The following is a 23,662-nucleotide window of genomic DNA, read 5'->3' on the forward strand; positions in this document are numbered from 1 at the left end:
CTTGCGAGCAAGACTCACCGCGGAATGTCCGCCGGACTCGACCTCTGAGGTGTCCCCGGATACACATCGAACCCCAACCGGTTCGAGGTGTTCAACGGGCCCGGGAGTAGCGGTCACAGGTGGTGCGGCACGCCAGACGTGCAGCACCGAATGCGCAGTACCTAACGAAGACGGTAATAAGCATGAATCTTCACGAGTATCAGGGTAAGCAGCTGTTCGCTGAATACGGCCTGCCAGTATCCAAAGGTTACGCAGTAGACACCCCGGAAGCAGCAGCAGAAGCTTGCGATAAAATTGGCGGCACTGAATGGGTTGTCAAAGCCCAGGTTCACGCCGGTGGTCGCGGTAAAGCGGGCGGCGTGAAGCTGGTTCGCAGCAAAGAAGACGCGGCAGCGTTCGCACAGCAATGGCTGGGCAAGCGTCTGGTGACTTACCAGACCGACGCCAACGGTCAGCCAGTGACCAAGATCCTGGTTGAGTCCTGCACCGACATCGCTAAAGAGCTGTATCTCGGCGCTGTAGTGGATCGTTCGAGCCGTCGCATCGTGTTCATGGCTTCCACCGAAGGTGGCGTGGACATCGAGAAGATCGCTCACGACACTCCTGAGAAGATTCTTAAAGCCACTATCGATCCACTGGTTGGCGCTCAGCCATTCCAGGGTCGCGAGCTGGCATTCCAGTTGGGTCTGGAAGGCAAGCAGGTTACTCAGTTCGCCAAGATCTTCACCGGTCTGGCCAAGCTGTTCCAGGACCACGACCTGGCCCTGCTGGAAGTGAACCCGCTGGTTATCAAGGCTGACGGCGATCTGCACTGCCTGGACGCCAAGATCAACATCGACGCCAACGCCATGTACCGTCAGCCAAAGCTGAAGGCTTTCCACGATCCATCGCAAGATGATCCACGTGAAGCCCACGCTGCCAAGTTCGAACTGAACTACGTGGCGCTGGAAGGTAACATCGGTTGCATGGTCAACGGTGCTGGCCTGGCCATGGGTACCATGGACATCGTCAACCTGCATGGCGGCAAACCTGCCAACTTCCTCGACGTTGGCGGCGGCGCAACCAAAGAGCGCGTGACAGAAGCGTTCAAGATCATTCTGTCGGACAGCAATGTCGCGGCCGTACTGGTCAACATCTTCGGCGGCATCGTTCGTTGCGACATGATTGCCGAAGGCATCATCGGTGCAGTGAAAGAAGTCGGCGTGAAAATCCCGGTTGTTGTTCGCCTTGAAGGCAACAACGCTGAACTGGGCGCTAAAGTACTGGCAGAAAGCGGTTTGAACATCATCGCTGCTACCAGCCTGACCGACGCTGCTCAACAAGTTGTCAAAGCTGCGGAGGGCAAGTAATGAGCGTCCTGATCAATAAAGACACCAAGGTAATCTGCCAGGGCTTCACCGGTTCGCAGGGTACTTTCCACTCCGAACAAGCCATTGCCTACGGCACCAAAATGGTTGGCGGCGTGACTCCAGGCAAAGGCGGCACCACGCACCTGAACCTGCCAGTGTTCAACACTGTGAAAGAAGCGGTAGAAACCACTGGCGCCACCGCCAGCGTTATCTACGTTCCGGCTCCTTTCTGCAAGGATTCCATCCTTGAAGCAGCATTCGCCGGCATCAAACTGATCGTGTGCATCACCGAAGGCATTCCTACCCTGGACATGCTCGATGCCAAGGTCAAGTGCGACGAGTTGGGCGTGGTCCTGATCGGGCCTAACTGCCCAGGCGTGATCACTCCGGGCGAGTGCAAGATCGGCATCATGCCAGGTCACATTCACTTGCCAGGCAAGGTAGGCATCGTGTCGCGTTCCGGCACCCTGACTTACGAAGCTGTTAAGCAGACCACTGACGCCGGTTTCGGTCAGTCGACTTGCGTCGGCATCGGTGGTGACCCGATTCCTGGTTCCAACTTCATCGATATCCTGAAGTTGTTCCAGGAAGACCCGAAGACCGAAGCGATCGTCATGATTGGTGAGATCGGCGGTTCGGCTGAAGAAGAAGCGGCTGCCTACATCAAGGCACACGTGACCAAGCCGGTTGTTTCCTACATCGCTGGTGTGACTGCCCCTGCGGGCAAGCGCATGGGCCATGCGGGCGCAATCATCTCCGGCGGCAAAGGTACTGCAGACGAGAAGTTCGCAGCACTGGAAGACGCTGGCGTGAAAACCGTGCGTTCCCTGGCAGACATCGGCAAGGCTTTGGCTGAGCTGACTGGCTGGGCGATCAAATAAGCCTTTGCTTATCTGATTGAGTCATCCACAAAGGCCACCTTCGGGTGGCCTTTGTGCGTCTGGGCAACAGCGCCCATCGATAACGTGTTGGAGCGAGGCTGGCCCGCGAAGGCGTTCGGTCGGTCGATGCTAATGCCCGCAGAGAAACCGATTCGCCGGCAAGCTCCGTTCCAGCGGATGGACTTACGTCCTTAAAAGGTGCGTTCATCGCTCAATTCGCCCTCTATCAGTGCAAAAGACGCGCAAATTCGTTAGGCTAGCCGCCATTTTGTGCCCGGTGGCTCTCACAAGGAGCCGGGGCGCAGTCAGGGTCGGTCTTAAAAGGGCTGGCAGCATTTCCCCTATCCGTCGGGAAATCCCTCTATCAATTCCGATTCTGTAGTGTGGTTTCCTAATGAAAGTGTTGAAAGGTCAGGACATCCTGGCGCTCGGTTTTATGACGTTCGCCCTGTTCGTCGGGGCTGGCAATATCATCTTTCCTCCTATCGTCGGTTTGCAGGCCGGTCCCCATGTGTGGATGGCGGCTTTGGGTTTCCTGGTCACCGCAGTAGGTCTGCCGGTGGTCACGGTCATCGCTCTGGCGAAGGTCGGAGGTGCCATGGATGCATTGAGCAGTCCGATTGGCAAGGTGGCGGGCGGCATACTCGCTGCGGTGTGCTATCTGGCGGTGGGGCCATTGTTTGCGACCCCGCGCACGGCGACGGTCTCGTTTGAAGTCGGTCTGGCTCCGCTGACAGGGGACAGCGCCACGGCCTTGTTCCTGTACAGCCTGGTGTACTTCGCGGTCGTATTCTGGGTTTCGCTGTATCCGGGGCGTCTGCTGGATACCGTAGGGCGCTTTCTTGCGCCGCTGAAAATCATCGCTCTGGCAGTACTGGGCATTGCGGCTTTTGTATTACCCGTTGGCGATATCGGGGTTGCCGAGCCTGCGTATGCCGCAGCGCCGTTTTCCCAAGGCTTTATCAACGGCTATTTGACCATGGACACGCTGGGTGCGCTGGTCTTCGGCATCGTGATCGTCAACGCCATTCGGTCTCGTGGTGTCGAGTCACCGGCCTTGATTACCCGTTACGCGATCATTGCCGGTCTGATTGCCGGAGTGGGGTTGGCGCTGGTCTACATCAGTCTGTTCCGGCTGGGTTCCGGGAGTCATGCGGTGGCGGCGGGGGCGAGTAACGGTGCGGCCGTGCTGCATGCCTATGTGCAACACACCTTCGGCTCGCTGGGCAGTGGTTTCCTGGCTGTGCTTATTTCTCTGGCGTGTCTGGTTACGGCCGTGGGCCTGACCTGCGCGTGCGCCGAGTACTTCAGTCAGGTGTTGTCGTTGTCCTACAAGACGCTGGTATTGTTGTTGGCGCTGTTCTCGTTGCTGGTCTCGAACCTGGGCTTGACCAAGCTGATTCTGTTCTCGATCCCGGTGCTCACGGCGATTTACCCGCCGTGCATCGTGCTCGTGGCGTTGAGTTTCTGCAAAGACTTCTGGCACTCCCACAGCCGTATCGTGGCACCGGTCATGCTGGTGGCGGCGGTGTTCGGCGTCATTGATGCCATAAAAGGTGCAGGTTTCACGAGCAGCATGCCCCACGTGCTGGCTGACCTGCCGCTGAGTGATCAGGGACTGGCCTGGCTGGTGCCGTCTTTGATAATGCTGGTAATTGCGTTCGTCATTGACCGAGCGCTTGGCAAACGCAGCGAGGCGCTGGCCTGACAGACGCCTTGAACGCCGAGGGTGCTTCAGATAGCGATGTGATTGCTGTCAGCCAAAACGAATAAAGCCCGCAATTGCGGGCTTTATTGTCTGAAAACGTCTCAGCTTTACTTGGTCGTGGTGGGCGCCGGGGCCTGACCATTGGCTTCTTGCGCGCGCTGTTGAGCGGCTTCTGCATTTTTCTGTGCAGCTTCCTGGCTTTCTTTGGCTGCGTCGTTCACTTTGTCCTGAGCCTTTTCCATCGACTCCTGGGATTCCTGTGCAGCTTTGTTGGCATCTTGCTGGGTGTCTTCGGATTTCTTGTCACAGGCTGCAAGGCCCAAAGTGGCAGAAAGCATCAGGGCATAGGCTAAAGATTTACGCATGGGGTGTTTCTCCTTATTGAATATCTACGAGCCTTCGAGCGTCGGCCTTTTCATTAAGTTCCGGTGGCGACCCAGATAGATTGTGTTTGTGTATCAAGGGCTTCGCGGTGGAGGTTGCGCGATCCCAGGCGATTTGCAGCAGCGGCCCGGAAAAATGAAACCCCGAGGGCAGCAAAACCGGCGTTTTTGAGCCTGCCAAACGTTTTCTTGCAGATCATGCTGAATGCCTCGCCTCTGGGTGGTGCTTCGTCAGAGTCGACACAAATGGCATGACGCAGACACGGCCTTATTCCGAGAAAATCATTGGCGATCCGCACCGTCGGACCCTTCAGGGCGTACCGCAGAGGTCGCGGGGGCGTGATGCCTCGATCCTGACCGCGGTCTTGGGGGCATTTCAAGATCGAAGAATCATCGAACCTGTATTCAAGCCCTTGAAATCTCTGACCCAGCCCCCACTTTGATGACTACCCGCCGCCCGACACTGACGCAAATCGTGTCTGGCAGCTTCGCCATCTGATTGGAGTTTGATGACCATGAGTGTGGAAACTCAAAAGGAAACCCTGGGCTTCCAGACCGAGGTGAAGCAACTGCTGCACCTCATGATCCATTCGCTGTATTCCAACAAGGAAATTTTCCTTCGCGAATTGATCTCGAACGCCTCTGACGCCGTAGATAAACTTCGCTTCGAAGCCCTGTCCCAGCCGGACCTGCTTGAAGGCGGCGCGGAGCTGAAAATCCGTGTGAGCTTCGACAAGGACGCGAAAACCGTCACGCTTGAAGACAACGGTATCGGCATGAGCCGGGAAGATGTGATCACCCATTTGGGTACCATCGCCAAATCCGGCACTGCAGACTTCATGAAGAATCTTTCTGGCGATCAGAAAAAGGATTCACACCTGATCGGTCAGTTCGGCGTGGGCTTCTACTCGGCCTTCATCGTGGCTGATCACGTTGAAGTGTTCAGCCGCCGTGCAGGTCTGCCAGCCAGCGAAGGCGTGCATTGGGCTTCGAAGGGTGAAGGCGAGTTTGAAGTGGCCACCGTCGAAAAAGCCGAGCGTGGCACGCGTATCGTCCTGCACCTGAAAAACGGTGAAGACGAGTTCGCTGACGGCTACCGTCTGCGCAACATCATCAAGAAATACTCCGACCACATTGCCTTGCCGATCGAGCTGCCTAAAGAGCAGGCCGCGGCCGAAGGTGAAGAAGCACCGGCCGTTGAATGGGAAACCGTCAACCGTGCCAGCGCGCTCTGGACCCGTCCGCGTACCGAAGTCAAGGACGAGGAGTATCAGGAGTTCTACAAGCATGTCGCCCATGACTTCGAGAACCCCCTGAGCTGGAGCCACAACAAGGTCGAAGGCAAGCTGGAATACACTTCGCTGCTTTACGTGCCGGCCCGCGCTCCGTTCGACCTGTATCAGCGCGAAGCGCCACGTGGTCTGAAACTGTATGTGCAGCGCGTATTCGTCATGGATCAGGCCGAGTCGTTCCTGCCCCTGTACATGCGCTTCATCAAGGGTGTGGTCGATTCCAATGACCTGTCCCTGAACGTGTCCCGGGAAATCCTGCAGAAAGACCCGATCATCGACTCGATGAAATCGGCTCTGACCAAGCGCGTACTGGACATGCTGGAAAAGCTGGCGAAAAACGAGCCTGAGCAATACAAGGGTTTCTGGAAGAACTTCGGTCAGGTCATGAAAGAAGGCCCGGCAGAAGATTTCGCCAACAAAGAGAAGATCGCTGGCCTGCTGCGTTTTGCCTCGACTCACGAAGATGGCGGCGAGCAGATCGTTTCCCTGGCCGAATACCTGGCTCGCGCCAAGGAAGGTCAGGACAAGATTTACTACCTGACCGGCGAAACCTACGCACAAGTCAAAAACAGCCCGCACCTGGAAGTCTTCCGCAAGAAAGGCATCGAAGTGCTGCTGCTGACAGACCGCATCGATGAGTGGCTGATGAGCTACCTCAGCGATTTCGACGGCAAGGGTTTTGTCGACGTGGCACGTGGCGATCTGGATCTGGGCAAGCTTGATTCCGAAGAAGACAAGAAAGCTCAGGAAGAAATCGCCAAGGATAAGGAAGGTCTTATCGAGCGTCTCAAAGCTGCGCTGGGTGAGTCTGTCAGTGAAGTGCGGGTCTCCCACCGTCTGACCGATTCGCCAGCCATCCTGGCCATTGGCGAGGCGGATCTGGGGCTGCAGATGCGGCAGATCCTGGAAGCGAGCGGTCAGAAGGTTCCGGATTCGAAGCCGATTTTCGAATTCAACCCGGCCCACCCGCTGATCGGTAAGCTGGACGCCGAGCAGAGCGAAGAGCGCTTTGGCGATTTGTCGCACATTTTGTTCGATCAGGCTGCACTGGCCGCAGGCGACAGCCTGAAAGATCCGGCTGCTTATGTGCGCAGGCTGAACAAGCTGTTGGTTGAGCTGTCGGTTTAATTCGACGTGTTACAGAAACCCGCTTCGGCGGGTTTTCTGATTGTGGTCCTTGCGTTTTCTTTCAATGATTGAGGAGTCAGCGATGAGCAGCAACGTTACTGTCAGTCCCGTGGTCTATCAGATCGACGGTCAGCCCTACGAAAGCCGTCTGGTATTCGACTCCGGCGACGCGTCGTCGCGTCCGGGTCTGCTGATGGCGCCTAACTGGATGGGTGTCAGTGAAGGGGCCGAAAAAATTGCCCAGTCCGTGGCTGAGCAAGGTTATGTGGTGCTGCTGGTGGACCTGTACGGGCAGGGCACGCGTCCACAAAACAACGATGAAGCGGGTGCCGCGATGATGCCCCTCAAGAATGATCGTGCCGAGTTGCGCAAGCGCATGCAGGCCGCTCTGGAGCAACTGCTGAGCCAGACAGACGCGCCGGTGGATGCTGACAGAGTCGCCACCTTCGGTTTTTGCTTTGGCGGCTGCTGCTCACTGGAACTGGCTCGTACCGGCGCTAACCTCAAAGCCGCTGTGTCGTTCCACGGCACACTGGACACGCCTGACCCGGCTGATGCGAAGCATATCAAGGGCTCTGTGCTGGTCCTGCACGGTGCGTCCGATCCTTTGGTGCCCAAAGAGCAGTTGCCAGCATTCGAGGACGAGATGAATGCCGCAGGCGTGGATTGGCAGTTGACCAGCTACGGCGGCGCGGTGCATTCGTTTACCGATCCCCTTGCTCAGACTCCCGGCATGATGATGTACGACGCCAAGACGGCTAAGCGTGCGTTCGCGTCGATGCACAACCTGTTGGATGAAGTGTTCAAGGAGTGATCGGCTTCGCCTTGGCGCCGCAGTGCCGTTGACGAATCGGTAGTGCGGCTTCGAGGAGGATCGGTAGGAGCCAATCCTTCTCAGGGCAACTCGATTCTCCCGATTTCCCCTGGCACCGTCGGCCAGTCTCCAGCCGCCCAGCGTGTGCGTGCCTGTTCGATCAATGCCGGATCGCTGGCGACGAAGTTCCAGTTCATGCGGCGTGGCGCGTCCAGTGGCGCGCCGCCGATCAGCACGGCATGGCATTCACCTTCGGCACACAGATTCACTTCCTGACCTGACTCCGGCACCACCAGCGTGCGGGGTTCTACCGTTTCGCCATCGACAGAGGCCTCTCCACTGATCACGTACAGCGCACGCTCCGCATGTTCCGTGGGTATCAGCAGCGTTGTGGCCGTCTGCATGTGCAGTTCGGCGTAAAGCGTGGGTGACAGCACCGGTACCGGTGAGGTCAGGCAAAACCCATTGCCTGCAATCATGCAGATACGCACGCCCATTTCGTCGCTGACCGGCAGGCTGTCTGCCAGGTGATGGCTGTAATGCCCGTCGCCCGATTCGAAGGCTTTGGGCGAAGCCAGCCAGACTTGCAGGCCATGCATCCTTGAGCCTTTCGCCATCAGGTCGTCCGGTGTGCGCTCGATGTGAGCGATGGCGGCACCTGAGGTCATCCAGCTGACCTCGCCCGGGCTTACATGCTGGACGCTCCCCAGGCTGTCCTTATGCAACAGACGCCCTTCGAACAGGTAGGTGAGGGTCGACAGGCCAATGTGCGGGTGCTGGCGGATGTCCATGCCGGTTCCCGGCCCATAGTCAGTCTCCAGCATGTGATCGAAAAACACGAAAGGGCCGACACTGCGGCATTTGGCGGATGGCAGCGGGCGCAAAATGGGCTGGCCTTCAACGTCTTCGGCGCGGGGTTTGATCGTGAGCATCGGGGGTTCGTCTCTGCGGTCAGGTGGTCAGGCCAGGGTGGTTTCGATACTGATTTCGGCGCGGGTCATCAACTTGTGAACCGGGCAACGGTCGGCGATGCGATGCAGCAGCGTACGCTGTTCGTCGCTGAGCGCGCCCTCAAGGGTCATTTGAACGTTCAGGTGGTACTTGCCTTGTCTTTCCTCGCTGTCGTCGTGTGAGACGTCAACGCTGATCCCGGTCAGGGGTATGTTGTGCTGTTGCGCGTAGAGCTTGAGGGTCAGCGTCTTGCACGCCGCCAGCGCAGCGTCGAAATAATCATGGGGGGAGGGTGCGGAGTCTTCACCACCCAGGTCGGTGGGTAGGTCAGTGAACAGTTCGTGTCGTTCGTTGATAGCGATTTTGTGACGAAATCCGTCTGGAGCGAGGGAACTGACAATGACAGACATGGAAACCTCGTGCAGTGGGAAAAGAAAATATCCTACCTGCCTGGGCTCAAGACAGTCATAAAAAAAGCGCCTCGAGAGGCGCCTTTATGACAGCTGCGAATCAGGGCAGATTACTTGCCCGTCCAGCGCTTCATGACCAGCGTAGCGTTCGTGCCGCCAAAGCCGAAGCTGTTGCTCATGACCTGGTCGATCTTGGTATCTTCCCGGGTCTTGAGCAGGATCGGCATGTCGGCTACGACCGGATCCAGTTCGTCGATGTTGGCGGAACCGGCAATGAAGTTGCCTTCCATCATCAGCATGCAGTAGATCGCCTCGTGGACACCGGCGGCGCCCAGGGAGTGACCGGACAGGCTTTTGGTCGAGCTGATGGCGGGGGCATTGGAACCGAATACTTCACGAACGCCTTCCATCTCTTTCGCGTCACCGACCGGGGTCGATGTGCCGTGAGTGTTGATGTAGTCGATCGGGCCTTCAACGGTGGACAGCGCCATCTGCATGCAGCGGATGGCACCTTCGCCGCTTGGAGCAACCATGTCATAGCCGTCTGAAGTCGCACCGTAACCCACGATTTCAGCGTAGATCCTGGCGCCACGGGCCAGGGCGTGTTCCAGTTCTTCGACCACGACCATGCCGCCGCCGCCAGCGATAACAAAACCGTCACGGTTCTTGTCATAGGCGCGGGAGGCTTTTTCCGGAGTCTCGTTGTACTGGCTGGACAGCGCGCCCATGGCGTCGAACAGGAACGACTGGCTCCAGTGTTCTTCTTCGCCACCGCCGGCAAAAACGATGTCCTGCTTGCCCATCTGGATCTGTTCCATGGCGTTGCCGATGCAGTGAGCACTGGTGGCGCAGGCAGATGCGATGGAATAGTTCAGGCCCTTGATCTTGAATGGAGTCGCCAGGCAGGCCGAAACCGTGCTGCTCATGGTCCGGGTCACGCGGTACGGGCCCACGCGCTTGACGCCTTTTTCGCGCAGGATATCCAGCGCTTCCATCTGATTGAGCGTAGAGGCACCACCACTGCCGGCGATCAGGCCGGTGCGTGGATTGGAGACTTGCTCTTCGGTCAGGCCAGAATCGGTGATGGCGTCTTTCATTGCCAGGTAGGCATAAGCTGCCGCGTGGCCGACGAAACGATAGATCTTGCGATCGATCAGTTCTTCGAGGTTGAGGTCAATGGAGCCGGAAACCTGGCTACGCAGACCCATTTCGGCATATTCCGGATTGAAACGGATGCCAGGGCGGCTTGCACGCAGGTTGGCGGAGACGGTCTCTTTGTCATTGCCCAAGCACGAAACGATGCCCAGACCAGTGATAACGACGCGGCGCATGCGGATAACCCTTAGAAGTTGTCAGTGGAGGTGAAAACGCCGACCCGAAGGCCTTCGGCGGTGTAGATCTCGCGACCGTCGACAGTGACCGAACCATCAGCGATGGCCAGGTTCAGCTTGCCTTTGAGGACACGTTTGATCTGGATGTTATAGGTGACTGTCTTTGCGGTTGGCAGAACCTGGCCGAAGAACTTCACTTCGCCCGAGCCCAGTGCGCGGCCACGGCCTGGCAGACCCTGCCAGCCCAGGAAGAAGCCGACGAGCTGCCACATGGCATCAAGGCCCAGGCAGCCCGGCATTACCGGGTCGCCTTCGAAGTGGCACGCGAAGAACCACAGATCCGGATTGATATCCAGCTCGGCGACCAACTCACCTTTGCCGTACTTGCCACCACCTTCGCTGATGTGGGTGATGCGATCAACCATCAGCATATTGGGGGCGGGCAGTTGCGCATTACCTGGGCCGAACAGCTCGCCGCGACTGCAGCGCAGCAGGTCTTCCCGGGTGAAGGCGTTTTGTTTGGTCATGCGAGCTCCTCAATAATCTTGTGCGGCAGGGGGGGGCGCCATTTGCCCCAGAATCAAGTCCTGGCCGGCTGACTCGCCAGTACTCTGCCGGCAGCCTACTCATAGACTATTGCGTTGTAGTGAAAGTCACAGCACAAGGGAAATGAAAGCACACTTGTGCACTGAAATGTATAAGCCGACCGACATGCAGGGTCGATACGGGCACCAAGACTGCCGCAATTTAGCATTTATCGCCAGTCACAGATGTCCGAAACGACAGCCAGCGCTGCAAAACCTGCTGTAAATCAGTACGTTTGAACGGCTTGGCGAGGTAATCGTTCATTCCCGCTTGCAAACAAGCGTCACGATCACCCTGCAACGCGTTGGCCGTCAGGGCGATGATGGGGACATTTTCCAGTCCTGGAAGCTGACGAATGTGCCGGGTTGCTTCATAACCGTCCATGACCGGCAGTCGGCAATCCATGAAAATCGCCGCGTATTTGCTGCTGCCGGCCATGCTGACGGCCTGGGCACCATCGGTGGCGACATTCACTTGCAGACCGAGGCTGTGCAGCATGGCCTGCACCACCGTGCAATTGACCTCGTTGTCCTCCACCAGCAACACGCAACGGTCCTGGCCGTCGTCGTCTTCCAGACCCTCCAGGGCGCCGACTGGAGCGGCAATGTCGGCCGGCACCCGTGTCAACGCCAGTTCAAGCGTGAATGTCGAGCCTAGCCCTTCCTCACTCCGGGCGCTGAGCACGCCGCCCATGCGCTCGGCCAGTGTTCGCGCAATCGGCAGGCCCAGGCCGGTGCCGCCGTAACGCCTGGAGATCGTGCTGTCGGCTTGCTGGAACGCATCGAACATGGATTCCAGGCGATCTGCCGAAATGCCAATGCCACTGTCACTGACGACGCAAGTGAACTGAATCCGGTGCTCATCCGGCTCCGTATACGTGGCGCGTATACACACACCGCCGCTTTCAGTGAATTTCAAGGCGTTGCCAATCAGATTGACCAGGATCTGGCGCAGACGTGTCGGGTCGCCGGACACCGTGCAGGCTTGCAGCCCGTCTTGCAGTTCAAGTTCCAGCGCCAGCCCTCGTTGCTGGGCATTGTGCTGAAACGCGTGGGTCGAAGACGTCAGGACCTCGGCAAGATTGAACGCGATGTTCTCCATCTGCAGGGCATTACGTTCAATGCGCGAGAAGTCGAGGATGTCATTGATGACCTTGAGCAAGTGCTCGGTGGACTCGGTGGCCAGCGCGGAGTATTCGGCCTGCTCCTCGGTCATGTGTGTGGTTTCAAGCAACTGCAACATGCCCAGCACCCCATTCATGGGGGTGCGCAGCTCATGGCTCATCATCGCCAGAAAGTCGGATTTGGCCCGGTTGGCACGCTCGGCTTCTTCCCTTGCCTGAATCAGTTGGTCGATGGATTGCTGTTGCTCCTGGCTGGCTTTCTCCAGATTGAAGGCAAGGTTGTTGATGTGCCGCGCCAGATCACCCAGCTCCGCGTCGTCGGGCACCGGCAGTGGGGTTTTGTAGTCCCCTTGTTGAATGGCCTTGACCGCGTCGCCCATGTCACTGATGGGTTGCGACAGGTTGGACGCGAGGCGGCGCGCGAGCAGGAAGGTGAAGAGCAGGGCGAACAGCGCCAGCACTCCCGCCTTGAGGAGGATTTCCTGCTGGCGCTGGCTGAACGCATCATTGGACATGCCTACCAGCACGCGGCCCAGATAATCTTCCACAGGCTTGGCGGCCTCGACCCGTGCCCCGAGAAAATCATTGCCCAGCTTGATCCGCTGGGAGCGAATCGGCGCCTGGAAAATTTCCACCTGCTTGGGGTTTCCGCCATTTCTACCGGGCTGCTCCACAAAGACCAGCACGTTGTTCGCGCTGTCCTGTACTTCGACAAAACGTACATGAGGCGTGGACAACGTGGCCTGCATCAGACCTCTGAGCACGTCGTCGTTGCCGACAATAACGCCGTATTCCGAGGCCGGGGCCAGTTGGTTGGCGATCAACTGACCGGTGTGGTTGACCTCTTGACGAAGGTCCTGGATGCGCACGAATGTGAAGAAGCTGATCAACAGAAGGGTCAACAACAGGGCTGGCCCCAGGGCGATCATCTGGGTGCGGGTATTGATGTCCCATTGGCGCGGCTTGTTCATGGCCATTGTTCCGCATCATTCAGACTCGCCGTCACTGCTGAGTCATTGATCGGGGCTATGCCGAGCGAGCGCGCCACCTGGGCGTTGCTCACCACCTTGAAGTGCCGTGGATACAGTGCCCGTGGCCAACTGTCGGGCGGTGTATCCAGCAGTGCGTCAAGGGTGTTGAGCCAGTCGAGCTGATCGCTATAGGTGCTGGCCAGGCTGCCAGCCTTGACGAAACCGGCGTTAGGGCCGAGCAGCGCCAGTTGACGTGCAAAGCTGCTGAGCAGCAGGTTTTTCGCTGTCCTGGCGTTATACAACTCCACATCATCAAGGCCCAGCAACACATCGCTGCGGTTCAATAATGAATGCAGGGGGCGGTGATCGGCAGCGGGGCGCCAGGGCTGAGACACGATTTTCAAGCCCAGGGGCGCGGCGGCGTGGCGCAGTTCCTTGAGCAGGAACTGGCTGTCGCTGTCAAAAAGCACGCCTACTTCTCTGGCTTGCGGCAGTAGTTGCCTGATCAGCTTGAGTTGCCGCGAGACGGGTGGGTCGCTCCAGAGCAGGCTCAGGTTGGGCGGGCGTTTTTCAGCCAGACGCCGGTGAGCCTGGATGCGGCTGATGCGCAGTACCAGGGTGGCCGGGCCCTGGCTGTCCAGCAGGCGCCAATCCAGGCTGCCCGCGTCGAGCAGGATCAGCCGTGTAGCTTCCGGGATTCTTCCGGGTTCGGTCAGTTGGCCGGTAAGGATGAAGCGCACGCTGTCGTCGGGCCGACGTCGCGCCAGATCGCTGACGAAGGCCTGGACCACAGGACTGTCTTCGGTAGCCGTCAGCAGGATGTCGGCTGCGCCCGCCGTGCTTGCCAACAGCAAGCCTGTGACAAGGCTGACCAATCGTCTGAAAGCCAGGTTCAACGCTGTTTCCATACTCATCACGCCCGGTGATCCCTATCTGTCAGCGAAGTGTTTCAGTCGCTCGTCGTTGCCATGATTTCACTGATAGTCGCGCATGGTACCCGAGAAGTGCCTTATTTCCATGGGGCGTGCGCCCGGTTGATGAACGGGCGAGGCAATCAGTGCCGGGATCAAGTGGTGCCATGGCGTCGTTTGCCGCTGGCCGACATCGCCACGCTCCGTATAATGCCGACATCGCCAAATCAGATGGCTCTAGATGGATGCTTTTATGACCACACAGCAACCAGTCGCGGTTCTTGGTGGCGGCAGTTTCGGTACGGCCATTGCCAACCTGTTGGCAGAAAACGGCCGTCAGGTCCGGCAATGGATGCGCGATCCCGAGCAGGCCGAGGCGATTCGTGTCAACCGTGAGAACCCTCGCTATCTCAAGGGCATCAAGGTTCGCCCTGAAGTCGAACCGACCACAGACCTGGCTGCCACGCTTGAGGGCAGCGAACTGGTTTTCGTGGCGCTGCCTTCCAGCGCCTTGCGTTCGGTGCTGGTGCCGCATGTGCAGCGGCTGGACGGCAAAATGCTGGTCAGTCTGACCAAGGGCATCGAGGCGCATACCTTCAAACTGATGAGCCAGATACTCGAGGAAATCGCGCCGCTAGCTCGTATCGGCGTGCTTTCCGGGCCGAATCTGGCGCGGGAAATCGCCGAGCATGCCCTCACTGCCACGGTCGTGGCCAGTGAAGATGAGGCGCTCTGCCAGCAGGTGCAAGCGGCATTGCACGGCCGCACATTTCGGGTGTATGCCAGCGCTGATCGCTTTGGCGTAGAGTTGGGCGGTGCGCTCAAGAATGTCTATGCGATTATCTCCGGCATGGCCGTTGCGCTGGAGATGGGTGAAAACACCAAGAGCATGCTGATTACCCGAGCGCTGGCGGAAATGACCCGTTTCGCGGTCAATCAGGGTGCCAACCCCATGACGTTCCTGGGGCTTGCGGGCGTCGGGGATTTGATCGTGACGTGCTCATCGCCCAAGAGCCGCAACTACCAGGTCGGTTTCGCCCTGGGGCAGGGGTTGAGTCTCGATGAAGCGGTCAACCGCCTTGGCGAAGTGGCCGAAGGGGTCAACACCCTCAAGGTGCTCAAGGCCAAGGCAGACGAGTTGCAGGTCTATATGCCGCTGGTTGCGGGACTTCACGCTATCCTTTTCGAGGGTCGCACCCTGAAACAGGTGATTGAGCAACTGATGCGCGCCGAGCCCAAGACCGATGTCGACTTCATTTCCACGACGGGCTTCAATTGAATACCTAATTTTGCGGGGAAAATGTCTTGAACGATTCGAAACTTCAGCAACGTGAGTCGATTTTGCTGCGCATCCTCTGGATGGTGCTGTTCGTGCTGGTCTGGCAGGTCGCCGAGTTGGTTCTGGCAGGCGTGGTGCTGGTGCAGTTGTGCTACCGGCTAATATACGGCGCACCCAGTGGCAGCCTGATGAACTTCGGCGACAGCCTGAGCCAGTATCTGGCCCAGATCGGGCGCTTCGGCACGTTCCACAGCGATCAGAAGCCTTGGCCGTTTACCGATTGGCCCACCCCTCGCGCGCCAGAAGGTGAAGCACCCCACAGCGTTCCTCCCGCTGCGCATCCGGTGCGGGACGAGGAACCGAAGTTATGAAGGTCTGGATCCTGCGCCACGGTGAAGCACAGGCGCAGGCGCGCAGCGATGCCGAACGTGAATTGACCCGTCATGGCCGCGAACAAGTGCTGCAAAGCGCAGCGCACCTGATGGGTAAACCTGTGCTGCGTATCCTTGCCAGCCCTTATGTGCGGACCCGGCAGACCGCCGAGCTGGTCAGGGAGGCCCTGGGTTTGACTGAGCCGGTAGTCCTCACGCCGTGGCTTACGCCAGACAGCGATCCCCGCCAGGTGTTGACTCACCTTATGCAAGACCATGCCGACGGCGATGTCCTGCTGGTCAGCCACCAACCCCTGGTGGGCACGTTGATCGGGCTGGCCGTTCACGGCAACACTCAACATGCCCAGCCCATGAACACGGCAAGTCTGGCGCAACTGTCCGGGGATTTCCCGCTGGCCGGGGCCATGGCGCTGGACAGCGTTCAGCATGTCTGACGCGGCTATATCGTATCGATACCTGCCAGACACCGCCAAACGCGCGTCGGGAGGCTGGACGCAGCCTCTGGACGTTGGGTTTTTCCCGAAAATCTGACGTTTCCCGCAGCCTGTCACTGACCCGCACCGTTCCTCCGTTTTATTGACACGCCCCATCAGGCGAATGCCTGGTCGACTACGCTTGCTCAATAAAAATAAGGAACAGGACCCATGACGACTGCAATCAGTCTGCCCTTGAGCCGTTTCTACGATCGTGAGGATCGTCATCCTGACAAATGTTTTCTGGTCCAGCCTATGGCCGGAGGGCAGGTCGAGAAACTGAGCTGGTCCGAAGTCGGTGATCAGGCCCGTCGCGTCGCGCACTGGTTGCGTCGTCAAGGCCTTCGCCGTGGAAGCGCCATCGCGATTATTTCCGACAATTGCGCCCATTGGATGATGACCGACCTGGCGATCTGGATGGCCGGACACGTTTCGGTGCCGCTGTCTCCCGACCTGGGTGCTGACGCGGTCGCCCGAGTGCTGAAGCATTCAGAGGTGGCGCTGGTGTTCGTCGGTAAACTGGACGATTGGGCCAGGATGAGTGTCGGTGTCAGCCCCGGGGTGCCGACAGTGGCGATGCCCTTGCACCCTGAGGGGACGTTCGATTTTTGCTGGAACGAGCTGCAAGCCTGGTCACCCATCAAGGACAATCCCATCGGGCACCATGATCAACTGGCGACGATTATCTACACTTCGGGTACCACCGGGCTGCCCAAGGGTGTCATGCACAGTTTTGGCTCCCTGGCATTCGCGGCCACCCACGGCGCTGCCGTCCTGGGGCTGGGAGAGCGGGACCGGCTGCTGTCCTGCCTGCCGCTTTGTTGCATGGCCGAGCGCATGTTCGTGCAGATAATGTCGATCTATACGGGGCAGACGGTATTTTTCGCTGACAGCCCGCAGACCTTCATGGTCGACCTGAGGCGGGTGCGTCCTACGGCGCTGTTGGGTGTGCCACGGATCTGGAGCCAGTTGCAGGCGGTTGTCTACACGAAGATTCCCACCGCGCGGCTTGAGAGGTTTCTGCGTTTCCCACTGCTGAGCGCGCTGGTCGGGTACAGGATCCGCAGGCAGCTTGGGCTGGATGCTCTGCGGGTGGCGCTGTGTGGCGCTGCGCCGATCCCGGACAGCCTGCTGGACTGGTACCGGCAGGTGGGGGTCGACATCTTGCCGGTGTACGGCTTGACCGAAAACGGCGGCTATTCGCACATCGGTCGAGCGGGCCAGCGAAAAGGCGGGTGGATCGGCCAGCCTTGCCCGCAGGTGGACGTGCGAATCGCTGAAGACGGCGAAGTGCTGCTGCGCAGTGGGGCGACCATGGCGGGCTACTTCAACGACCCGCTCAAGACTGCCGAAGCCTTGACCGTCGATGGCTTTCTGCATACGGGGGATAAGGGGGAACAGGATGAGCACGGCAATCTGCGTCTGACCGGGCGACTGACGGACATCACCCAACCCGGCAACGACCAACGTGTCGCGCCGCTGCCTGTTGAGCACCTGACGGCGGCCTCGGCCCGTGTCGAACAGGTCTGTGTGCGGGGGGCCCGCTACCGGTCATTCCACTCAGGATGAAGGTGCTCGCATCACGTTGACCGAGAGCCCGGACGCCCTGTCCGAACGGGGCGGATAAACAGCAGCGCTTGCGCAAGCGGGCCGTGGTGAAAGATAGTTGCGGCGTCGAGAACGGCTTGCTGGTCCCTGTATTGGAGATCAAGTGCGCTGTGGTCCAAGGGGTCTGCGGTAACCGCTTCCAGGAATAGAGCGAGTCTTTGCAAGCTGTGTTGTGGCAAGAATGATTGAACGAATTCCGGCGTTCGTCCCCACGAGCGCTCAATAAAAAGGATTGAACATGAGTCTGTGGCGCGAAACACCGAATATCGAAAAACTCAATGCCATGAACAAAAACACCATTCTCGAAGGGCTGGATATACGTTTCGAGTCCTTCACCGACGACTCTTTGACCGCCAGCATGGTGGTTGACCATCGCACCCATCAACCTTATGGCTTGCTGCACGGCGGCGCCTCGGTGGTACTGGCGGAGTCCGTCGGCTCGACGGCCAGCTATTTGTGCATCGACACTCGCCAGTATTTTTGTGTGGGCCTGGAAGTCAACGCCAACCATTTGCGTGGCCTGCGCAGCGGGCGGGTAACGGCCGTGGCGCGTGCGGTCCATATCGGGCGCACGACGCACGTGTGGGACATCCGCCTGACCAGTGACGAAGGCAAGACCAGTTGCATCTCCCGCCTGACCATTGCCGTTGTGCCGCTGGGACAGGAACCGCCCGGCCGTTAATCAATCCGATGCCGTGGGTATGCCGCGTCATGGCCGGAGTGTCATCTTCGATGGCGCTTCCAGTCATTGCGGTAGATTTTCAGTCATGCCCACAATTGCATCCTGATTCAGCCTTCGGGATGCGCCCCATGTCGCAACAGGTATTTTTCGCCCACGCCAACGGGTTCCCTTCGGCCACTTACGGCAAACTGTTTGCCGCGCTGGCGCCGGATTTTGCCGTCACCCACCTGGAACAGCATGCCCATGACCCGCGTTTTCCCGTGGACGACAACTGGCTGAATCTGGTCGACGAACTGATCCATCACCTGCGCGAACAGCCCGAGCCGGTCTGGGGTGTCGGGCATTCTCTGGGCGGTGTGCTGCACTTTCATGCGGCGTTGCGCTGTCCCGAGTTGTATCGCGGTGTGGTCATGCTGGATTCGCCGGTATTGACGCTGGCCGATCAGTGGATGATTCGTGCGGCCAAACGCTTTGGTTTCATTGACCGCATTACCCCGGCCGGCCGCACGCTGGGCCGTCGCGAAGCTTTTGCCGATCTGGAAGCGGCCCGACGCTATTTTGCAGGCAAGACGCTGTTCCAGCGGTTTGATCCGGAGTGCTTCGACGCTTACCTGCAACACGGGTTGCAGGTCGACGGCGAGCAACTGCGCCTGCGCTTTGACCCCGCGACGGAGATCAGCATTTACCGCAGCGTTCCCCATACCAGCCCCGGTCGCTCCCGTCAGCTCAAGGTGCCGTTGGCGATGGTGCGCGGCGAGCACAGTCGAGTAGTGATGCGTCACCATGCGAGTTCGGTGCGACGCATCCCCCAAGGTGAATACCTGTCCATGCCCGGTGGCCATATGTTCCCCCTGGAACAGCCTGAGGCCACCGCGAAACTGCTCAAGACCCTGTTTGCGCGCTGGGCGGCGCGGGATAAGGAGCGGGCCAGCGCATGAACCTGCCGGTAGAAGAAGTCCGCTTGAGCCTGCCGCATATCGAACTGGCCGCGCACCTGTTCGGTCCCGAAGATGGCCAGCCGGTTATCGCCTTGCACGGCTGGCTGGACAACGCCAACAGCTTCGCCCGGTTGGCGCCCAGGCTCGAAGGCTTGCGCATCCTTGCCCTGGATATGGCCGGTCACGGCCACTCCGATCATCGCCCGCCGGGCGCCGGCTATTCATTGCCCGACTATGCCCATGATGTGGTGCAGGTTGCAGAGCAACTGGGGTGGCAGCGGTTCTCGCTGTTGGGGCATTCATTGGGGGCGATCGTTTCCGTGTTTCTGGCCGCAGCGCTGCCCGAGCGGGTCAGTCGTCTGGCCCTTGTCGATGGCCTGATCCCGCCCACCGGCGACGTTGAAAATGCCCCGGCGCAGTTGGGCAAATCACTGCTCGCGCAACTGAAACTGAGCGCCAAGCGCAAACCGGTCTATCCCGATCTGGAACACGCGATACGTGCGCGTATGAAAGGCGTCGTTGCTGTCAGTCATGGGGCGGCCGAGCTGCTGGCCCAGCGTGGCCTGATGCCGGTGCCGGGCGGATACACCTGGCGCAGTGACAACCGTCTGACCCTGCCCTCGGCCGTGCGCATCACCCGTGAACAGGCGTTGGCGTTCGTCGCCGCCATCCGCTGCCCGACGCACTTGATCGTTGCGCAGGAGGGCATACTGGCGCAGAGCAAGGCGCTGCTGGCGTCGTTGCCTTTTCAAGTGACGAACCTGCCGGGTGGCCATCATCTGCACTTGAATGACGACGCGGGTGCCGCTCTTGTAGCAGACTGTTTCAATAGGTTCTTCACCGCTCCTTGACTTGCGCCAGGCAACTGTCGAGGCTGGGCGTGTTGAAACAGGAGCTAAATCAATGGATGTCCGCACCGTTTTACCGGATCGCTTGTCTGGCAAACCTGCCCGTTTCCGTCAATTGCCCTTGCCTCAATGAGGGCTGTCATGAGGTTTGCCCGTGCGCTCGGATTCGCTTTTTATGGGTCGGCATTCAGTCTGAGCGTTTGGGCCGCTGATGTGCCGGGCAGTCGTGATCTTGAACTCGTGCCGCGTCTTACGGACGCCGAAATTGTCGATTACCGTCCCGTCTCCGAGCTCGAGCGGATCTATCCCATGGGCTCGATCCGCAAAATCAGCGGTCAGCTGCGTTTCGACGGCCAGGTCAGCGCCCGGGGCAATGTCACAGGTGTGACTTACCAGATGCCCGCCGAACGCACGTCAGACGAAGCCTTTACGGCCGCTCGTGAAGCCCTGCAAGCCCAGGGCGCAGAGCTGCTGTTCTGGTGCCAGGCGCGTGATTGCGGTGAAAGCAGCCTGTGGGCCAATGAAGTGTTCGGCAATGCAAAGCTCTACGGGGCCGATGAGCAGCAGGCCTATCTGCTGTTGCGTCTGCCGGAGCCGAAAAGTGACACGCTGGTGGCCTTGTACAGCATCACCCGAGGCAATCGACGCGCTTACCTGCATGTCGAGCAATTTGATGCCGCCGCCCCCTTGGGCGAACTGTTGCCGACCTCGGCGACGCTGCTGCGCCAACTCAAGAGTACCGGGAAACTGGCCCTGCCACGGCTGGTCGGCGCGCCAACAGACGTTTGGGTGACGCTGGTATCAAGAGGGTTGAACCTGGACAGCTCGCTGCGGGTGACCCTTGCCGGCACCGATGCTGAAGCCTGGCGTCAGGCATTGATCGCCAAGGGCGTGCGCGCAGCGCGTCTGGAAGCCGCCGGTGGCGATAAAGCGGGCTTGTTCATCGACGTCATTCGCTGATGAAACAGCTAAAACACGCACTGAACAGGCTTTAATACACGGCGAACGCTGACGCGTTCAGCGTTCGCCGTTATGCTCTGCGTCTCTGACCTTCTTTTACTGGATAAACCATGTTCAATAACGATCGCCTGCTGGTGCAGATTCTGCTCCTGGCGCTGCTCGGTGCCTGCGTCTGGGTGATGGCACCGTTTTGGTCGGCGTTGTTCTGGGGGGCGGTATTGGCATTTGCCAGTTGGCCACTGATGCGTTTGATGACCCGCTGGTTCAAGGGGCGTGAATCACTCGCAGCAGCGGTCCTGACCTTGGGCTGGATACTGCTGGTGGCAGCGCCGCTGGTGTGGCTGGGCTTCAATCTGGCGGATCACGTGCGTGACGCCACGGGTCTTATCAAGGATCTTCAGGTGGACGGTTTGCCAAACCCTCCCGCCTGGCTGGCCGGGGTTCCGTTCGTAGGGGAGCGGCTGGTAGCGTTCTGGAACACCATCGACCAGCAGGGCGCGGCGATGATCACCACGCTGCGGCCTTATCTGGGGCAGGTGGGCAACTGGTTGCTGGCGCGCAGCGCGCAGATCGGCGGCGGGATTCTGGAGTTGATCCTGAGCCTGGTCTTTGTGTTTTTCTTTTATCGCGACGGGCCTCGGTTGGCCGCGTTTGTGCTCAGCCTGCTGGAGCGCCTGATTGGCGAACGTGCCGAGTATTACCTGGAACTGGTGGCCGGCACGGTGCAGCGCGTGGTTAACGGTGTGATCGGGACCGCCGCGGCGCAGGCAGTACTGGCGCTGATCGGCTTCCTGATTGCGGGGGTGCCGGGGGCGCTGGTACTGGGCGTCATGACGTTCATGTTCAGCCTGATCCCCATGGGGCCGCCGTTGATCTGGATTCCGGCCACCGCATGGCTGGCATGGAATGGCGACTACGGGATGGCTATTTTTCTCGGCGTCTGGGGCACGTTCATCATCAGTGGCGTGGACAACGTGCTCAAGCCTTACTTGATCAGCCGCGGCGGCAATCTGCCTTTGGTGGTCGTGCTGCTGGGGGTCTTCGGGGGCTTGCTGGCGTTTGGTTTTATCGGCCTGTTCATCGGTCCGACGTTGCTGGCGGTGGCTTACAGTCTGGTGACTGACTGGGTACGGGGCGATCCGACGATCAAGCGCTAGGTGTCTTTTTGGCGCTGAGCTTACTGAGTTGCCAGGCTGTGGCATAAGCTCAGTCAGCCGTTGCATAAGCCTGGAAATCGAATCGCGAGCGGGGGGGATTGCCACTCCGGTGGTTCTGGTCTCTACGGCTGCTTCTAAAACAAAGGGCTACTTTGTCATGGCAAAGCAGGCCCGTTTGGCTCTTTCGCTTTTATTGCGATTTCGCAGACGCCGCTGAACGCGCGTCGGGAGGCTGAGCGCAGGTGTCGTGGGGTGGGGCGACCGGCATGGATGCCGGTCGAGCGCCGTTGGGCCATGGATGGCCCGTCGGCGCGTACCCACACCACGGCACCGGAGCGAAGGAACCCCTGCGAAGCAGGGGCCGGACGTCAGCGCAAACGGTTTTCGTCTATTTTGCCACGACAAAATGGACCCGGCCGTCAGGACGGAACCTCAAGACGCAGCAATGAAAATGTTGTTGTTGCCATGCGACTCCAAGCGCGCCACCCATATGGATCGTCGCCTCGGCGATGCCTACTGCAGCTATAAAATCGCGGTTGCCCGCCAATGTGTCAGGAGGGACGATGCAGCCTCAACGCATACGAGGCTGCAATCACGTCACATCACGCCGCGACGTTGAGGTATTTGCCGACCGGCTTGCTACCCTCGGTGTCATAACGCTCGCTCAACGCCGCGACCATCCTGCTCAACGCCTGATCTGCTGCGGTGTTGTTCGTGTTGTCTGTCTGGCTGTTGTCGTTGGGCGACAGGGCGGCCATCAGTTCATCCACGCTGACACTGTCGTCACTGTCTGAATCCAGCGCACTGAATAACGAGCTGGCGTTGGTCGCGCTGGTGCCTGTGGTACTGGCGTCGCTCGACGTGCCGCGGGCCGCATCCAGTGCACTGGTCAGTTCGGTGGCGCTGATGCCGCCATTGCCGTCTGTATCCAGTGCGCTCATCAGTTGGGCGCTGGTGTCTTCTGCTGACGGAGGCGGTGGTGGCTGCTGGGTTTGCAGGCTGGCGGTCAGTTCGTCGAGGCTGACGGTGCCGTCTTCGTTGGTGTCCAGTGCGTCGAACACCTGGGAGCTGTCAGCGCTGCTGCCGGAACTGGTCAGGCCGGTAGTCAGCTCCTCGCTGCTGATCGTGCCGTCTTCATCACTGTCCAGAGCGCTCAGCAAACTTTCAGCAACGTCGGTGGCCGGCTCGCTCGGAGGCGATGGGGGTGCCATCGCCGCCAGTTCGTCCGCATCAAGGCTGTCATCGTCATTGCTGTCCAGCTCGCTGAAGGCCTTGCTCAGACTGACGGTAATCCCGTCCTTGCTGTCTGAGGACGAGGCGGATGAACTCAACTCGTCTTTGCTGATACTCCCGTCGCCGTCGGTATCAAGCTTGGCCAGTAGCTGCTCCTGGAATTTCTTGCTGCTCGCGCTCGAGGTTGCACTCGTGCTGGTATAGCTCGAATAACTATTACTGACGCCACTGATCATCGGACGAACTCCCATCAGG

Annotated in this window: 21 protein-coding genes and 1 pseudogene; 14 read left to right on the forward strand and 8 right to left on the reverse strand. The window is 59.3% G+C overall.

Annotation, left to right across the window (positions count from 1 at the left end; all coding sequences use genetic code 11):
- Positions 1 to 182: 182 nt before the first annotated feature.
- The 3 genes from sucC (at position 183) to brnQ (ending at position 3,938) form a co-directional block, all read left to right on the forward strand.
- Positions 183 to 1,349: an ADP-forming succinate--CoA ligase subunit beta gene (gene sucC / locus ACP7B0_RS17550; RefSeq protein ID WP_426142729.1), complete on the forward strand. Its 1,167-nt coding sequence runs from the start codon at positions 183 to 185 to the stop codon at positions 1,347 to 1,349.
- Positions 1,349 to 2,230: a succinate--CoA ligase subunit alpha gene (sucD, locus tag ACP7B0_RS17555; RefSeq protein ID WP_426142731.1), complete on the forward strand. Its 882-nt coding sequence runs from the start codon at positions 1,349 to 1,351 to the stop codon at positions 2,228 to 2,230. The genes sucC and sucD overlap by 1 nt, the downstream gene beginning before the upstream one ends.
- 394 nt (positions 2,231 to 2,624) lie before the next feature.
- On the forward strand, positions 2,625 to 3,938 hold the full coding sequence (brnQ, locus tag ACP7B0_RS17560) for a branched-chain amino acid transport system II carrier protein (RefSeq protein WP_426142733.1): 1,314 nt from the start codon (positions 2,625 to 2,627) through the stop codon (positions 3,936 to 3,938).
- 107 nt (positions 3,939 to 4,045) lie between these two features.
- On the opposite strand, the gene ACP7B0_RS17565 is transcribed toward brnQ, so the two are convergent.
- On the reverse strand, positions 4,046 to 4,303 hold the full coding sequence (locus ACP7B0_RS17565; protein WP_426142735.1) for a hypothetical protein: 258 nt from the start codon (positions 4,301 to 4,303) through the stop codon (positions 4,046 to 4,048).
- Between the two features lie 533 nt (positions 4,304 to 4,836).
- Here ACP7B0_RS17565 and htpG point away from each other — a divergent pair.
- Positions 4,837 to 6,741 (forward strand): molecular chaperone HtpG, encoded by a 1,905-nt coding sequence (gene htpG, locus ACP7B0_RS17570; RefSeq protein WP_426142737.1) that lies wholly within the window; start codon positions 4,837 to 4,839, stop codon positions 6,739 to 6,741.
- 82 nt (positions 6,742 to 6,823) lie between these two features.
- Positions 6,824 to 7,555 carry a dienelactone hydrolase family protein gene (locus tag ACP7B0_RS17575; protein ID WP_426142738.1) on the forward strand — a complete coding sequence of 244 codons (732 nt, stop codon included), beginning with the start codon at positions 6,824 to 6,826 and terminating at the stop codon, positions 7,553 to 7,555.
- Positions 7,556 to 7,635: 80 nt separating this feature from the next.
- Here the strand turns inward: ACP7B0_RS17575 and ACP7B0_RS17580 are convergent, their stop codons facing one another.
- From ACP7B0_RS17580 to ACP7B0_RS17605, 6 genes are all read right to left on the reverse strand, one after another.
- A complete protein-coding gene (locus tag ACP7B0_RS17580; protein WP_426142739.1) occupies positions 7,636 to 8,487 on the reverse strand; it encodes a pirin family protein in 852 nt (283 codons plus the stop codon).
- Between the two features lie 27 nt (positions 8,488 to 8,514).
- A complete protein-coding gene (locus ACP7B0_RS17585) occupies positions 8,515 to 8,916 on the reverse strand; it encodes an OsmC family protein (protein WP_426142741.1) in 402 nt (133 codons plus the stop codon).
- Between the two features lie 110 nt (positions 8,917 to 9,026).
- Positions 9,027 to 10,247 (reverse strand): beta-ketoacyl-ACP synthase I, encoded by a 1,221-nt coding sequence (fabB, locus tag ACP7B0_RS17590; protein WP_426142743.1) that lies wholly within the window; start codon positions 10,245 to 10,247, stop codon positions 9,027 to 9,029.
- 11 nt (positions 10,248 to 10,258) lie between these two features.
- Positions 10,259 to 10,774 carry a 3-hydroxyacyl-[acyl-carrier-protein] dehydratase FabA gene (gene fabA, locus ACP7B0_RS17595; RefSeq protein WP_426142745.1) on the reverse strand — a complete coding sequence of 172 codons (516 nt, stop codon included), beginning with the start codon at positions 10,772 to 10,774 and terminating at the stop codon, positions 10,259 to 10,261.
- Positions 10,775 to 10,994: 220 nt separating this feature from the next.
- A complete protein-coding gene (locus tag ACP7B0_RS17600) occupies positions 10,995 to 12,926 on the reverse strand; it encodes a response regulator (RefSeq protein ID WP_426142747.1) in 1,932 nt (643 codons plus the stop codon).
- Entirely contained in the window at positions 12,923 to 13,840 is a 918-nt protein-coding gene (locus ACP7B0_RS17605; protein WP_426142749.1) for an ABC transporter substrate-binding protein, read from the reverse strand. The genes ACP7B0_RS17600 and ACP7B0_RS17605 overlap by 4 nt, the downstream gene beginning before the upstream one ends.
- A 250-nt stretch (positions 13,841 to 14,090) precedes the next feature.
- On the opposite strand from ACP7B0_RS17605, the gene ACP7B0_RS17610 reads away from it, so the two are divergent.
- The 9 genes and pseudogenes from ACP7B0_RS17610 (at position 14,091) to ACP7B0_RS17650 (ending at position 22,174) form a co-directional block, all read left to right on the forward strand.
- Complete coding sequence (locus tag ACP7B0_RS17610; protein WP_426142750.1) at positions 14,091 to 15,116, forward strand: NAD(P)H-dependent glycerol-3-phosphate dehydrogenase; 1,026 nt, start codon at positions 14,091 to 14,093, stop codon at positions 15,114 to 15,116.
- A gap of 80 nt (positions 15,117 to 15,196) precedes the next feature.
- The gene (locus tag ACP7B0_RS17615; protein WP_426142853.1) at positions 15,197 to 15,487 is read left to right on the forward strand and encodes a DUF4389 domain-containing protein; all 291 of its coding nucleotides are present in this window, start codon (positions 15,197 to 15,199) and stop codon (positions 15,485 to 15,487) included.
- Positions 15,484 to 15,942, forward strand: a complete 459-nt coding sequence (gene sixA / locus ACP7B0_RS17620) for a phosphohistidine phosphatase SixA (RefSeq protein ID WP_426142752.1) — start codon at positions 15,484 to 15,486, stop codon at positions 15,940 to 15,942. The genes ACP7B0_RS17615 and sixA overlap by 4 nt, the downstream gene beginning before the upstream one ends.
- A 210-nt stretch (positions 15,943 to 16,152) precedes the next feature.
- Positions 16,153 to 17,738 (forward strand): annotated as a pseudogene (locus ACP7B0_RS17625) (AMP-binding protein).
- A gap of 89 nt (positions 17,739 to 17,827) precedes the next feature.
- Entirely contained in the window at positions 17,828 to 18,271 is a 444-nt protein-coding gene (locus tag ACP7B0_RS17630; RefSeq protein ID WP_426142754.1) for a hotdog fold thioesterase, read from the forward strand.
- 128 nt (positions 18,272 to 18,399) lie between these two features.
- Positions 18,400 to 19,209: an alpha/beta fold hydrolase gene (locus tag ACP7B0_RS17635; protein WP_426142755.1), complete on the forward strand. Its 810-nt coding sequence runs from the start codon at positions 18,400 to 18,402 to the stop codon at positions 19,207 to 19,209.
- Complete coding sequence (locus ACP7B0_RS17640; protein WP_426142757.1) at positions 19,206 to 20,060, forward strand: alpha/beta fold hydrolase; 855 nt, start codon at positions 19,206 to 19,208, stop codon at positions 20,058 to 20,060. Before ACP7B0_RS17635 ends, ACP7B0_RS17640 begins: the two co-directional genes overlap by 4 nt.
- 138 nt (positions 20,061 to 20,198) lie before the next feature.
- A complete protein-coding gene (locus ACP7B0_RS17645; RefSeq protein ID WP_426142759.1) occupies positions 20,199 to 21,017 on the forward strand; it encodes a DUF4892 domain-containing protein in 819 nt (272 codons plus the stop codon).
- 110 nt (positions 21,018 to 21,127) lie between these two features.
- Complete coding sequence (locus tag ACP7B0_RS17650; protein ID WP_426142761.1) at positions 21,128 to 22,174, forward strand: AI-2E family transporter; 1,047 nt, start codon at positions 21,128 to 21,130, stop codon at positions 22,172 to 22,174.
- A 602-nt stretch (positions 22,175 to 22,776) separates the two neighbouring features.
- Here ACP7B0_RS17650 and xopAW read toward each other — a convergent pair.
- Positions 22,777 to 23,643, reverse strand: coding sequence for a XopAW family type III secretion system calcium-binding effector (gene xopAW / locus ACP7B0_RS17655; RefSeq protein ID WP_426142763.1), 867 nt, complete (start codon positions 23,641 to 23,643; stop codon positions 22,777 to 22,779).
- Between the last annotated feature and the right edge of the window lie 19 nt (positions 23,644 to 23,662).

Origin of the sequence: Pseudomonas sp. DWP3-1-2 (assembly GCF_049896285.1) — a bacterium.
Lineage (GTDB): Bacteria > Pseudomonadota > Gammaproteobacteria > Pseudomonadales > Pseudomonadaceae > Aquipseudomonas.

Excerpts from the sequence above, each read along its gene's own strand:
- fabB (WP_426142743.1), bottom strand. The coding sequence starts at position 10,247 with ATGCGCCGCGTCGTTATCACTGGTCTGGGCATCGTTTCGTGCTTGGGC.
- ACP7B0_RS17605 (WP_426142749.1), bottom strand. The coding sequence starts at position 13,840 with ATGAGTATGGAAACAGCGTTGAACCTGGCTTTCAGACGATTGGTCAGC.
- xopAW (WP_426142763.1), bottom strand. The coding sequence starts at position 23,643 with ATGATCAGTGGCGTCAGTAATAGTTATTCGAGCTATACCAGCACGAGT.
- ACP7B0_RS17575 (WP_426142738.1), top strand. The coding sequence starts at position 6,824 with ATGAGCAGCAACGTTACTGTCAGTCCCGTGGTCTATCAGATCGACGGT.
- ACP7B0_RS17640 (WP_426142757.1), top strand. The coding sequence starts at position 19,206 with ATGAACCTGCCGGTAGAAGAAGTCCGCTTGAGCCTGCCGCATATCGAA.
- ACP7B0_RS17585 (WP_426142741.1), bottom strand. The coding sequence starts at position 8,916 with ATGTCTGTCATTGTCAGTTCCCTCGCTCCAGACGGATTTCGTCACAAA.
- ACP7B0_RS17645 (WP_426142759.1), top strand. The coding sequence starts at position 20,199 with ATGAGGTTTGCCCGTGCGCTCGGATTCGCTTTTTATGGGTCGGCATTC.
- ACP7B0_RS17565 (WP_426142735.1), bottom strand. The coding sequence starts at position 4,303 with ATGCGTAAATCTTTAGCCTATGCCCTGATGCTTTCTGCCACTTTGGGC.
- ACP7B0_RS17635 (WP_426142755.1), top strand. The coding sequence starts at position 18,400 with ATGTCGCAACAGGTATTTTTCGCCCACGCCAACGGGTTCCCTTCGGCC.
- ACP7B0_RS17610 (WP_426142750.1), top strand. The coding sequence starts at position 14,091 with ATGACCACACAGCAACCAGTCGCGGTTCTTGGTGGCGGCAGTTTCGGT.
- sixA (WP_426142752.1), top strand. The coding sequence starts at position 15,484 with ATGAAGGTCTGGATCCTGCGCCACGGTGAAGCACAGGCGCAGGCGCGC.
- sucC (WP_426142729.1), top strand. The coding sequence starts at position 183 with ATGAATCTTCACGAGTATCAGGGTAAGCAGCTGTTCGCTGAATACGGC.
- sucD (WP_426142731.1), top strand. The coding sequence starts at position 1,349 with ATGAGCGTCCTGATCAATAAAGACACCAAGGTAATCTGCCAGGGCTTC.
- fabA (WP_426142745.1), bottom strand. The coding sequence starts at position 10,774 with ATGACCAAACAAAACGCCTTCACCCGGGAAGACCTGCTGCGCTGCAGT.
- ACP7B0_RS17650 (WP_426142761.1), top strand. The coding sequence starts at position 21,128 with ATGTTCAATAACGATCGCCTGCTGGTGCAGATTCTGCTCCTGGCGCTG.
- ACP7B0_RS17580 (WP_426142739.1), bottom strand. The coding sequence starts at position 8,487 with ATGCTCACGATCAAACCCCGCGCCGAAGACGTTGAAGGCCAGCCCATT.
- htpG (WP_426142737.1), top strand. The coding sequence starts at position 4,837 with ATGAGTGTGGAAACTCAAAAGGAAACCCTGGGCTTCCAGACCGAGGTG.
- ACP7B0_RS17600 (WP_426142747.1), bottom strand. The coding sequence starts at position 12,926 with ATGAACAAGCCGCGCCAATGGGACATCAATACCCGCACCCAGATGATC.
- ACP7B0_RS17630 (WP_426142754.1), top strand. The coding sequence starts at position 17,828 with ATGAGTCTGTGGCGCGAAACACCGAATATCGAAAAACTCAATGCCATG.
- ACP7B0_RS17615 (WP_426142853.1), top strand. The coding sequence starts at position 15,197 with ATGGTGCTGTTCGTGCTGGTCTGGCAGGTCGCCGAGTTGGTTCTGGCA.
- brnQ (WP_426142733.1), top strand. The coding sequence starts at position 2,625 with ATGAAAGTGTTGAAAGGTCAGGACATCCTGGCGCTCGGTTTTATGACG.